This window comes from Bradyrhizobium macuxiense (assembly GCF_007993935.1).
GTDB classification, from domain to species: domain Bacteria; phylum Pseudomonadota; class Alphaproteobacteria; order Rhizobiales; family Xanthobacteraceae; genus Bradyrhizobium; species Bradyrhizobium macuxiense_A.
In genome coordinates this window covers 238,419-249,472 of the sequence record NZ_VITY01000013.1, presented here as the reverse complement: position 1 = coordinate 249,472, position 11,054 = coordinate 238,419, and the positions used below count along the sequence as shown (strand labels likewise).

Below are 11,054 nucleotides of genomic sequence, written 5' to 3'. Positions count from 1 at the left end.
CGCCAGCTGGCAGGTCGCATCAATCGACTTGACCAATGGCGGACCTGTCAGTGATGTGTCGGAACAGGTGTCAGCAATGTCTCCGGTCTAAACAATGCGCGGGTGATGACACCGAACAAGCTGTGTGACAGTTGGATCAGCTTTCACCCCGTCATTGCGAGGAGCGAAGCGACGAAGCAAGCCATAGCTCTGCACATGCTGAGCCATGGATTGCTTCGCTCCGCTCGCAATGACGATGCGGCACCGGCCGCTCCCCTCACTTCACCAGCGCCTCGACCTCCTTGCGGAACGCCTGGCGCGAGCCGTCGCGGGAATAGAACATGTGGCCGCCCGGATAGACCGCAAGCTTGGTGCGGCTTGGACCGGCGAAGGCCGGCAGCTGGTCGAGGATGATCCTGGAGGCGAAGTACGGCGTTGCGAGATCGAACAGGCCGTGGCCGACCAGGAGCCTCATCTTCGGATCGAGCGCAAGCATCTGGCGCAGCTGCGTCACCGATTCAGCCGGATTGATGCCGTGACCGAACTCCCAGCCCTTGTTCACGGTCTCACTGAGCAGATGATACGAGCCGTCCGGCCGCCAGTTCAGCCTGCGTGTGGTGAGATCGACGGCGGCGCTGGTCAGGGGCGCCATCAGGGGATCGCCTGAGGGATCGTTGAAGCGGAAATAGCTGGAGTCCGGATAGGGGTCGAAGCCTTCGACCGACGCATCGTAGCGGCCGGTCACCTTGCCGTTCTTGCGATCGAACTCGCGGCGGAATTCGCCGATGTCGAAACGGCCGGCGAGCCTGCGGCTGACCGCCTGATCGATGCCGGTCAGGTTGGCTACCTTGTCGGCGAGCCGCGTGGTGGCCTCGGTGTCGGCCTGGCCCTTGACGAGATCGAGCAGGAAATCGCCGCGCGCGTAGCTCTCGACGTCGGCGAGATCCTCACGGGTCACCGGTCCCTTGGCCTGCCGCGCGACCGCCGCCATGGTCGGCAGGCTTGCGACATATTGCAGGATACTGGAGCCGGCATAGTCGCGGAAATCGAGCACCGGCGAGATCAGGATCAGGCCGCGCACGCCGACGCCCTGCTGCATTTGCAGATTGCGCACCACCTTCGGCCCGCGGATGCCGCCATAGCTTTCGCCGGTGACATATTTCGGCGAGGTCAGCCGGTCGTATTTTTCCAGCCAGCGGCGGATCACCAGCGCGACCGAATTGGCATCACCATCGACGGTGAAGAAGCGCTTGCGCGCATCCTCCGAGGTGGTGACGAAGCGGCTGTAGCCGGTGCCGACCGGATCGATGAACACCAGATCGGTGAAATCGAGCCAGGTGTCGGCGTTCGCCTGCAGTTCGGGCGGAGCCGACGACACCGCGCCGTCGCCGTCGAACGGCAGCCGCCACGGGCCGACATTGCCGAATTGCAGCCAGGCCGACGCGGAGCCCGGCCCGCCGTTGAACAGGAACGTCACCGGACGGTTCGCCTTCTCGGCGCCGTCGAGCTGGTAGGAGGTGTAGGCGATGTCGGCGAGCGGCTCGCCCTTGTCGTCGAACACGCGGATCGAGCCCGCGGTCGCGCTGAAGTTCAGCGTGCGGCCCGGCAGCGCGACCGACTGCTTTGTGGTGGAGTCCGGCGGCAGGCGGTGCTGCTCGGCGGTCGATGCATTGGCCGCAGCATTGGCGCCGGAGCCCGCCTCGCCGCGGCCTCCCCGGCCCTTTTGGCCGCTCGGGGTCTGACCGCTTGGATTCTGACCGCCGCCTGGGGCCTGCACGCTCGGCGACGGCGATGGCTGCGGAGCCTCATCTTCGGCCCGCGCCGCGGTTGCAAGGCAGGCCACCAGCAGCGCTGCCGCGAGCCGTGTCGCAAAACTGTTAGCCATGCCGTTCACTCCCTGGGCCGGCGTTTACGCTTATCAAAGCGTTTTCGAGCGAAGTGGATACCGGTTCGCGTGAAGAAAACGCGTCAAAATCAAAATCTAGAGCCCGGGTCGTCAGAACCGGGCTCGGGGCCATAAACTACGATAGCCTGGCGGCACCGGTGTGGCATGCGGTCCGTTCCCGGACCATCTCGACAAGGCCGCCCGGGATGTATAGACGAGCGCGGCGTATTCCGTGCCAAACGAGTTCGTGAGCGATGGCCAGCTCCAAGCGGTATGACAAGATCGCCTTCGTCGCCAGCGCGAGTGCGGAAGCGCAGACGGCGCTCGAGCAGCTGACTGCGATGTACGGCAACCATTCGGCCGCCGACGCCGACGTCGTGGTTGCGCTCGGCGGCGACGGATTGATGCTGCAGACGCTGCACGCCAACATGCGCAGCGGCAAGCCGATCTACGGTATGCATCGCGGCACCGTCGGCTTCCTGATGAATGAATATTCGACGCACGATCTGCGCACGCGGCTCGCGGCGTCGCGGGAGTCGCTGATCAATCCGCTGTTGATGCGCGCGACCGACATCCACGGCGCCGTGCATCTGCATCACGCCATCAACGAGGTCGCGCTGTTCCGGCAGACCTATCAAGTCGCCAAGCTGCGCATCCTGATCGACGAGCATGAGCGGATGCCCGAGCTGATGGCCGACGGCATCCTGGTGGCGACGCCGGCCGGGTCGACCGCCTACAACCTCTCCGCCCAGGGCCCGATCCTGCCGATCAACGCGGCGCTGCTTGCGCTGACGCCGATCAGCGCGTTCCGGCCGCGGCGCTGGCGCGGCGCGCTGCTGCCGAATTCCGCCTTCGTGGTGATCGAGGTGATCGAGGGCGAGAAGCGTCCGGTCGCCGCGGTGGCCGACCATGATGAGGTCCGCGACGTCCGCCGCGTCGAGGTGCTGTCCGACAAGACCATTGCGATGCGGATGCTGTTCGACCCCGGCCATTCGCTGGAGGAACGCATCCTGCGCGAGCAGTTCGGCTACTGACGGCCGCCGCCCGCCCCTGTCCGGCAACCAATCATTAACCCCGGGCGGGATATGGTTAACGTCGGGTAATACCGCATTTGGCCCGGTATGCCCGTTCGGGACCGGACCATGTATCGCATCGATTTCAACAAGCTGCGATTTTTGATTTGCGACGACAATCCGCACATGCGCCGCATCCTGCGGACGCTCTTGCATTCGTTCGGCGCGCGCGAGGTCTATGAGGCCGAGGACGGCGCCACCGCGCTCGAAATGTATACGCACTATGTGCCCGACATCGTCATCACCGACTGGTCGATGCCGATCTTCGACGGGCTCGAGCTCGCGCAGATGATCCGGCAGCCGGAATCCAAGGGTAATCCCTACGCGCCGATCATCATGCTGACCGGGCATTCCGAGAAACGCCGCGTCACGGTGGCGCGCGATGCCGGCGTCACCGAATTCCTGGCCAAGCCGATCTCGGCCAAGGGGCTCTACCAACGGATCATGAACGTAGTGGCCAACCCGCGCCCGTTCATCAAGACCAAGACCTATTTCGGCCCCGACCGCCGCCGCAACACCACCAACACCTATATCGGCCCCGAACGCCGCGGCAGCGGCGAGGTCGAGGTGCTGCAACAGCCGTCGCTGCTCGAGAAGGCGCGCTCGACCATTTAGGATATCGCCATGGCGAAAGACAAACCCGGGACGATCGAGGTCAAGAGCTTCGGCACGCATCACGTGATCACGCAGCCGAACCCGCTGCGCAAGATGCTGCTACGCGTGCCCGAGAGCGATCTTGACGATCCAGTCGGCCGCGCCGAAAAGGCGCTTGCCGGGCTGTCGGGCGAATTCAAGGAATGGATGACGATCGAGGCCGACCGCCTCTCCGCCGCGCACGCCACCGTGATGCGCGAGGGCTTCAACGACAAGACCCGCGAGGAGCTGTTCCGCGCCGCGCACGACATCAAGGGCGATGCCGCGACATTCGGCTATCCGTCGGCGGCGGCCGCCGCCGAGAGCCTGTGCCGCATCATCGAGCACGCGCCGGATCTCGCCGCCGTGCCTGCCCAGCTGATCGCCCACCACATCAACGCCGTGCAGGCGATCGTGCGCAACCGCACCAAGCTCGACACCGCTGTTGTGGCCGGCGTGCTGAGCAAGCAGCTCCGCGGCATCGCCGATGAATTCCTGACCCACGCCAACCGCGACCGCCCCGAGCATCTCGAGGCCATCCTCGCGCCGAGCATCGCACCTAGCGAATAGCGGCGCGCCGCGGCGCAAGGCCACGGCTTCAATCATCGTCAATCGCAGCAAGCGCGGCCGTCAGGCCGCGATGAGATCGTCGTCGTAGGGCAGCACCGCGATCGCATCTTCGGCGGCGAGTTCCTCGCAGAACATGCGCGCATCCTCGCGGGCCGATTCCGTCGCAAAGCGGCGCAGCAGGATCAAGAGCGGCTCGGCCGCCGAATGATCGGTCTCGCAATGGGTCAGCACGCGTTCGACCATGCGGCGATGCAGCCGCGCCGCACCGTCGCCGCTATCGACATAGCCGACCTCGTGGCTGGCCTCGAGCGCGACGCGGAACGCCGCATAGGTCGATTCCGGCAGGCCGGCGCGCCGCAGCAGCGCCTGGAGGCCGTTGCCGCCGCGGTCGTTCAGCAGCGCGGAGACGCGGCCATAGGGCAGCCCGGACAATTCGGCGAGCGCAGCCCCGAACAGATCGAGATTGCCCGACAACAGCGCGCGCAGGATCAGCCCGGCAGTCAGTTGCCCGGTGGCGCGCAGGTGCGTGATCAGGTTCTGCATGTCGTCGCCGAAGGCGCGCGCGGCGATGTTCACCGTGGAGCGCTCCTTCGCCTCGCCGGCGATGCGGTCGGCGCGGTCGGCGCCGAGCCAGTTTCGCGCCACGACGAACTGCGCCAGCGTGTCGGAGAGCTTTGCGACCAGCGCCAGCCGCGTCGCGGACGGCAGGTCATCCAGCGCCAGCATCGATTCCCTGATGGCCGCGAGATGGCCGTGGCGCTCGACGATGCGGTCCCAGGAGAATGGCGCAAGCCCGGCATAGGGATTCTCGATCAGCTCGAGCGCGGCCGCCGCCGAGCCGACCTCGGCGATCGCCGCTGCGACGGAGGCCGGCAGATTGACGCGGCGCGCGATCGCGCACTGCATCTCGTCCGAGCCGGTCGCGACAATGTCGACGAGATCTGCATCGATCAGGAGCGGTGAATGCTCCAGCACCGGCAGCGCGATTGCCGGCTGGTCGGCCGACAGCGCCTGCACGATCGCAGCCGGCGCCTCCGCGCTGTGTGCGAACACCTCGGCCATCGCCTGTCGCACCAGCGGCGACGGGTCGTCGAGCAGCATCAGCAGCGCGCCTTCGGCTGCGATGCGGTCGTCCTCGGTGAGGTCTGAAATGAGCCAGGCCCGGGCCAACGCCCGCGTCGCCTCCGCCCGCTCGCCTGCCGGAGCGGTCCTAATCCAACTAATGAACTGCCGAACGATCATGGTCCTTCCGGCTTACGCAACGAAACGGCATCGACTTACGACGCCAACTACAAGGAAAAATAAACCATGACGCTTAACAAAGGGTTCACCATAAACGTTTGGGATTATTGACGTTTCGTTAAGATTGGCACGGCGTGCTTTCGCACGCGCAGCATCGCAGCGCTAGCCGTTGCTGTAGGTGCCGTTGGGATCGCTGAACAGATCAAGCCGCCCGGGCGCGCGGACCTTCGGCGTCGCCGACGTGGTCAGCGCGGAGGAGTTGCCCCACAGCTCCTGCACCGCAGGTGAAATCGGCTCAGAGCGATCGCCGCCCTGGTAGAGCGAGCGGAAGGCCGGCGCCGGCTGCGCCGATGCCACGGTCGAGGTCGCACCGGTTGATGAGGCCGCACCGGCATTCGGGAAGGTCGAGAGATACGACGCAGTGTCCATCGACACCGCTTGCGTCGGCGCGGCGCTTGCGATCGCGTATGGGCTCATGGTGTCGCCGCCCGCCGCAGCAAAGGCGGTGCGCGTGTCCTTCGAGTTCGCCGCCGCGGCGTAGCGCGTGGTCAACACCGAATAGACCTGGCTGACGCTGCGTGCGCTGCCCGACTTGTCGTAGAAGATCGACTGGTTCGCCGCCGCCGCCTTCGGAAACATCGCAGCCGCATTGGCGCTCGGACTGTCCTCGGCGCTCGAGATCAGCTTGCCGGCGCCGCCGACGCCCATGAAATGCGCCATATAGAGCTCGGCATCGGTCGGACGACGGCCGAGCGTGCCGGTGAGCTTGAAGCTGTTGGACTGCGTCAGCACCGCCGCCATCGACGACGCCGCATCGGGATCGTCGCGCAGCTTCATCACCGCGCTGCGCGCAGAGGGATCGCTGACCGAATAGCTGCCGTCGGAATTCTTGGTGATGGCGTCGGCATATTGGCCGTAGCCGAGCTGGCTCCCCGCTTCCTTGACGGTGCCGAGCCAGGTCTGGTCGATGAACTGATAGAGTCCGTGCGCCGATGAAGTCGTGGCGCCGGCCCGCGGATTGAAATTGGACTCCATCTTCGCGGTGGTGAGCAGATATTCGAAGCTGGTGCCGGTGGTCGCGGCCGCCTGCTTGATCGAGCTCGCGACCTTCAGGCGCGAAGGATCGACACCCGCCGAAGCCGTCGCAGTGAAGAGGTCGACCGCCATGATCCGGTGCCTTGCCGGGCGCCGGCAATCGGCACCCATGTCCTGTCAACCTGCCGTAATTATGGTTAACGGCACGTTAACATCGGCTCAGGGCTGGGCCTCGTAGTAGTGCGCGACCTGGTCGATCTCTTCGGCGGTCATCTGGCGGGCGATGTTGCGCATCTGCTCGCTGATGTCGTTGCGCCGCGCCCCGGACGCGAAGGCCTCGATCTGCGCCTTGATGTAGACCGCCGACTGGCCGCCGAGCCAGGGACTTCCCGCCTTGTTGTCGATATCGCCATGGCAGGAGCCACAGGGTGGGATGTTGCGCATCGGCGCGCCCGTCACCACGACCGCCGGCGCGGGGCGCCCGGTATCCAGGCTGTTCGAAGGCACCCGGGGCAAAAAGGCGTAATAGGCCGCAACGTCCTTCATGTCCTGGTCGCTCATCGCCGCGGCGAACGGGCTCATTACCACACTGACTCGCGCGCCGGTCTTGAAGTCGTTGAGCTCCTTGTACGTCACCGCGGCGAACTGGCCGGCGAGGTTCGGCGAATGGGCGTCGCTGACGCCCTGCGGTCCGTGGCAGATCGCGCAGCGCTGCGCCAGCGTCGCCCCGCGCCCGATCGAGACCTGATCCGCCTTGGTCAGCATCTCCGACGTCATCACGACATTGGAGGTCTTGAAATCCGGCTTGATGCTCGCTTCCTGCACGGCCGCACGGGGAACGCCGGCCGCGCTGCAGATCGCGTCCCAGACGCCGGCAAGCTTGAGGTCGGGTTGCGCCAGCGGCAACCAGATCAGGCCGGCGACGGCCGACAGAACGGCAATGGCGGCCGTGACGCCGACGCTGATGCCGAACCACGGATTGCGTACCGAGAACAGTGGCTGATCGCTCATCGGCCGGCTCCGACATAGACCGCAGGCACGCTGGTCTCGTTCAGCGCCATCAACTGCGCGATCGGGAAACCATAGTTCACGACGGTGAGGCCGACCATCAATGCGAGCCACAGGCCGAACGAGTTGAGCGCGAGCGGAATCCGTGCCGGCATGTGCAGCGGCACCGCGAAGCGGTAGGCACCCGCCTCGCCTCGCGCGCCGAATTGGCCGCGGATCAGCACCAGCAGGAACAGCAGGCCTGACAGCAGCAGGATGAACCCGCCGATCGCCGACATCGTCACCGACAAGGCCTGCGGTGAGATCGCGGGGTTGGCATAGTCGTAATACGCCATGCGGCGCGGCATGCCGAGGATGCCGACATAGTGCCATGGGAAGGTGGTCACGATCATGCCGATGAACCACAGCCAGAGCTGGGTGCACATCATGCCAAAGCTGTCCAGCGCGCGCCCGGTCAGGTGCGGCCACAGATCGTAGGCGATGGCGAAATACATGATGACGATGGCGCCACCGAAGATCAGGTGGAAATGGCCTGTGATCCACTGCGTGTTGTGCACCGTGGCGTCGAGCTGATAGCTCATGTTGATCAGGCCGCCGGCGCCGCCGAAGCCGAGCATCACCAGCGACAGCGCGGTCGCCAGCATGATCGGATTGGACCAAGGCAGCGCACCGATCCAGCCGAATGCGCCGCGGCCGCCGCGCAGGCGGCTCGCAATCTCCGCCGACGCGCAGATCGTGAACACGGTGAGCAGCGTCGGCAGCGCGACGAGGCCGGTGAACACCGAGTGCATGAACTTGAAGCCGGCGCCGACCTGCGGATCGGCAAACAGATGATGCACGCCGATCGGCATCGCCACCACGACGAACATGATGAACGAGATCCGCGCCATCGCATCGCTATAGAGCCGGCCGCCGATCGCGCGCGGGAAGATCGTGTAATAGGCGATGTAGGTCGGGATCAGCCAGAAATAGACAATGGCATGCAGGGTCCAGGAGAAGAACACGCGCGCCAACCCCGCATCGATTGTGGATTTGAGCCCGAGCGCCACAGGCAGGATCAGGAACAGGATCTCCAGCGCCGCGCCGACCGCGGTCCAGCCCCAGAGCAAGCAGCCGGCGACATTGGCGTACATCGCAAGCGGCACCGGCTTGCCCGGATTGTCGCGCTTCCAGATCACGAAATTGATCACCATCAGCGCGACCCAGATCCATGAGCCGACCACGACCATGACGACGCCGATGTAGTAGAAGGGATTGCCGACCATCGGCGGATAGAAGGTGTAGAGGACCGAAGCAAGCCCGAGCGAGACCGGGATCATCGCCACGACGGCGCCGATGGCGACCAGGAAGAAACCGGCCCAGGCCCAGCGCCGTCCGACCAGCGCCTTCGCCAGCGACGCTTCGGTGATCGCATAGCCGAACCCCATCGCGATCAACGTCGGGAATACATATCCCATCGCCGAGCCATGCGCGGTGACCGAGCGATAGTAGAACTCCGGATTGAAATGCCAGGTGTTGAGCGGGCTGCGCACGAACATCTGCCAGGCACCGAGCACCAGCGCCGCGCCGAACACGATGAAGGCGAGCCAGAAATGCGCAGCTATCAGCCGCTTGTTAGTCAACACAGGTCAGCCTCCGCTTCGCCGCCGCCATGTCGCGGAACTTAGACTTGTCGACCACCTTGACCTTGCCCCACATGCCCTGGTGGCCGATGCCGCAGAATTCCTGGCACGGCATCACGTGATCGCCCGGCGTCTTGAAGCGCACCGGCAGGTCCGTGACGTAGCCCGGCACCAGCATCGTATTGATGTTGGTGCCCTCGATCAGGAAACCGTGGACCACATCCGCGCTGGTGGCGCGGAAGGTGATCGGAGTCTCCGCAGGCACCACGATGCATTGCGGCGTGAAGGAATATTGCTGACCGATCGCACGCACAGTGACCGAGCCGTCGGCCTGCATTTCGCTGCCGAGATTGCTTTCGATGAATTCGCCGGACAGATGCAGCGTCTTGGGATCGGCGGTTTCGACCCGGCCCTGCGGCATCGTCGCCTGATGGATGCCGATATAGGCGGCCATGCCGACCAGCACGCCGACGATCACGATCGACAGCGTCGCCCAGCGCCGCTCGATCCGCGCGGCAACCGCTTCGCCAGGGCCATGGTCGGTCTCGGTCGCCATCAGGGAGCGCTCCGCGGCAGGAAGACCAGCAGATAGAATGCAAACCACAATCCGACCACGATAGCCGTCGCAATGCCCGCGACCGCAATCGCGCCGCCTGGGCCGGCGCGCACGATGGTCTCGACATGCTCGTCTTCCGAGCCCGATGCCGACGGTTGCGGCGAAGATGAGTTGATCATGACCCCGCCCCTAGTTCAGCGTTGCTGCACGCAGTTCGTTGGCCTGCCGGGCCGACACCGGCTCGCCGCGGTTGCCCCAGGCGGTTCGAATGTAGGTCACGACAGCCGCGACCTCGTCGTCCGACAGCTTCTGCGCAAACGGCGGCATGCCGTGGGGCATCGGATTGCCCGACGTGCCCGGCGGATAGCCGCCGTTGAGCACCATGCGGATCGAGTTCACTGCGGAGACCATCTGGATCGACTGGTTGCCGGCGAGCGGCGGATAGTCCGGCGGCATGCCCTGCCCGGTCGCGCCATGACAGCTCGCGCAGTCACGGTCATAGATCGACTTGCCAAAGGACAGCAGCAGGCTGCTCTCGGCCGACGGCAGCGAGGTCGACGCCTTTTCCGGCGGGCCGCCCTGCGCAAGGCCCTTCAGGTAGACCGCCATCGCGCGCACATCGTCATCGTTGAGATATTGCAGGCTGTTGTAGACGACCTCGGCCATCGGCCCGTACACCGCGCCCTTGGCGGATACGCCCTTGCGCAGATAGTCGACGATCTCCTCGATCGTCCAGTCGCCGAGCCCCGTCTCCTTGTTGGAGGTCAGCGACGGCGCGTACCAGTTCTGCATCGGGATCAGGCCGCCCTCGAAGGCCTGCGACTGCTTGCTGCCGCCAAGCGCATTGATCGGGGTGTGACACATCCCGCAATGACCCAGCCCCTCGACCAGATAGTTGCCTCTATTCCACTCTGCCGACTTCGTGGGGTCAGGCTTGAACTCGCCTTCCCTGAAGAACAGCGTGCGCCAGCCGAGGATCAGCGAGCGGTTGTTGAACGGGAATGTCAGGTCATGCGGCTTGTTGAGCTGCTTGACCGGCGGAACGGTACGCAAATAGGCGTAGATCGCGTCGCTGTCCTCGCGCGTCACCTGGGTATAGGAGGCGAACGGCATCGCCGGATAGACCAGGCCGCCGTCGGGAAAGCGGCCATTGTGCATCATCTGGTAGAACTGATCCGACGTCCAAGTGCCGATGCCGGTCTGCGGGTCAGGCGTGATGTTCGACGTGTAGAGCGTGCCGAACGGCGTCTTCATCGGAAGGCCGCCGGCGAAGGTCTTGCCTTCGCGCGCGGTGTGGCAGGCGATGCAATCGCCGGCGCGCGCGAGATATTCGCCCTTGGCGATGACGGCCGGATCGGCCGCCTTCTGCTGCGCCGATGCCGTGGCGGGCGACAGTGCCAGCACCAGTCCGACAAGCAGTCCTGTTGAGGTTCGCGACATCGGCACGATCC

Annotated in this window: 11 protein-coding genes; 3 read left to right on the top strand and 8 right to left on the bottom strand. The window is 65.2% G+C overall.

The window, feature by feature from the left end; translation table 11 throughout:
• Nucleotides 1–256: 256 nt before the first annotated feature.
• Nucleotides 257–1,864: a S10 family peptidase gene (locus FBZ93_RS30800; protein WP_146991188.1), complete on the bottom strand. Its 1,608-nt coding sequence runs from the start codon at nt 1,862–1,864 to the stop codon at nt 257–259.
• Nucleotides 1,865–2,118: 254 nt separating this feature from the next.
• Here FBZ93_RS30800 and FBZ93_RS30795 point away from each other — a divergent pair, with 254 nt between their 5' ends.
• The 3 genes from FBZ93_RS30795 to FBZ93_RS30785 all read left to right on the top strand — a co-directional run bounded on the left by FBZ93_RS30795 (nt 2,119) and on the right by FBZ93_RS30785 (nt 4,140).
• Nucleotides 2,119–2,898, top strand: a complete 780-nt coding sequence (locus FBZ93_RS30795) for an NAD kinase (RefSeq protein ID WP_074131216.1) — start codon at nt 2,119–2,121, stop codon at nt 2,896–2,898.
• A gap of 108 nt (nt 2,899–3,006) precedes the next feature.
• Entirely contained in the window at nt 3,007–3,552 is a 546-nt protein-coding gene (locus tag FBZ93_RS30790) for a response regulator (RefSeq protein WP_024582417.1), read from the top strand.
• A gap of 9 nt (nt 3,553–3,561) precedes the next feature.
• Nucleotides 3,562–4,140, top strand: a complete 579-nt coding sequence (locus tag FBZ93_RS30785; RefSeq protein ID WP_146991187.1) for an Hpt domain-containing protein — start codon at nt 3,562–3,564, stop codon at nt 4,138–4,140.
• A gap of 60 nt (nt 4,141–4,200) precedes the next feature.
• On the opposite strand, the gene FBZ93_RS30780 is transcribed toward FBZ93_RS30785, so the two are convergent.
• The 7 genes from FBZ93_RS30780 to FBZ93_RS30750 form a co-directional block, all read right to left on the bottom strand.
• Nucleotides 4,201–5,382 (bottom strand): DUF2336 domain-containing protein, encoded by a 1,182-nt coding sequence (locus FBZ93_RS30780; RefSeq protein ID WP_146991186.1) that lies wholly within the window; start codon nt 5,380–5,382, stop codon nt 4,201–4,203.
• Nucleotides 5,383–5,544: 162 nt separating this feature from the next.
• Entirely contained in the window at nt 5,545–6,549 is a 1,005-nt protein-coding gene (locus FBZ93_RS30775; RefSeq protein ID WP_146991185.1) for a transglycosylase SLT domain-containing protein, read from the bottom strand.
• An 87-nt stretch (nt 6,550–6,636) separates the two neighbouring features.
• Nucleotides 6,637–7,428: a c-type cytochrome gene (locus FBZ93_RS30770; protein WP_146991184.1), complete on the bottom strand. Its 792-nt coding sequence runs from the start codon at nt 7,426–7,428 to the stop codon at nt 6,637–6,639.
• Nucleotides 7,425–9,050: a cbb3-type cytochrome c oxidase subunit I gene (locus tag FBZ93_RS30765; protein ID WP_146991183.1), complete on the bottom strand. Its 1,626-nt coding sequence runs from the start codon at nt 9,048–9,050 to the stop codon at nt 7,425–7,427. The genes FBZ93_RS30770 and FBZ93_RS30765 overlap by 4 nt, the downstream gene beginning before the upstream one ends.
• A complete protein-coding gene (locus tag FBZ93_RS30760) occupies nt 9,040–9,603 on the bottom strand; it encodes a cytochrome C oxidase subunit II (protein ID WP_146991182.1) in 564 nt (187 codons plus the stop codon). Before FBZ93_RS30760 ends, FBZ93_RS30765 begins: the two co-directional genes overlap by 11 nt.
• Nucleotides 9,603–9,782 carry a hypothetical protein gene (locus tag FBZ93_RS30755; protein ID WP_050425643.1) on the bottom strand — a complete coding sequence of 60 codons (180 nt, stop codon included), beginning with the start codon at nt 9,780–9,782 and terminating at the stop codon, nt 9,603–9,605. Before FBZ93_RS30755 ends, FBZ93_RS30760 begins: the two co-directional genes overlap by 1 nt.
• Nucleotides 9,783–9,792: 10 nt before the next feature.
• Nucleotides 9,793–11,043, bottom strand: a complete 1,251-nt coding sequence (locus tag FBZ93_RS30750) for a c-type cytochrome (protein ID WP_146991181.1) — start codon at nt 11,041–11,043, stop codon at nt 9,793–9,795.
• Nucleotides 11,044–11,054: the final 11 nt, after the last annotated feature.

What these genes read in the sequence shown, in the direction of transcription:
- FBZ93_RS30800 (WP_146991188.1), bottom strand. Translation starts at nt 1,864, where the DNA reads ATGGCTAACAGTTTTGCGACACGGCTCGCGGCAGCGCTGCTGGTGGCC.
- FBZ93_RS30795 (WP_074131216.1), top strand. Translation starts at nt 2,119, where the DNA reads ATGGCCAGCTCCAAGCGGTATGACAAGATCGCCTTCGTCGCCAGCGCG.
- FBZ93_RS30790 (WP_024582417.1), top strand. Translation starts at nt 3,007, where the DNA reads ATGTATCGCATCGATTTCAACAAGCTGCGATTTTTGATTTGCGACGAC.
- FBZ93_RS30785 (WP_146991187.1), top strand. Translation starts at nt 3,562, where the DNA reads ATGGCGAAAGACAAACCCGGGACGATCGAGGTCAAGAGCTTCGGCACG.
- FBZ93_RS30780 (WP_146991186.1), bottom strand. Translation starts at nt 5,382, where the DNA reads ATGATCGTTCGGCAGTTCATTAGTTGGATTAGGACCGCTCCGGCAGGC.
- FBZ93_RS30775 (WP_146991185.1), bottom strand. Translation starts at nt 6,549, where the DNA reads ATGGCGGTCGACCTCTTCACTGCGACGGCTTCGGCGGGTGTCGATCCT.
- FBZ93_RS30770 (WP_146991184.1), bottom strand. Translation starts at nt 7,428, where the DNA reads ATGAGCGATCAGCCACTGTTCTCGGTACGCAATCCGTGGTTCGGCATC.
- FBZ93_RS30760 (WP_146991182.1), bottom strand. Translation starts at nt 9,603, where the DNA reads ATGGCGACCGAGACCGACCATGGCCCTGGCGAAGCGGTTGCCGCGCGG.
- FBZ93_RS30755 (WP_050425643.1), bottom strand. Translation starts at nt 9,782, where the DNA reads ATGATCAACTCATCTTCGCCGCAACCGTCGGCATCGGGCTCGGAAGAC.
- FBZ93_RS30750 (WP_146991181.1), bottom strand. Translation starts at nt 11,043, where the DNA reads ATGTCGCGAACCTCAACAGGACTGCTTGTCGGACTGGTGCTGGCACTG.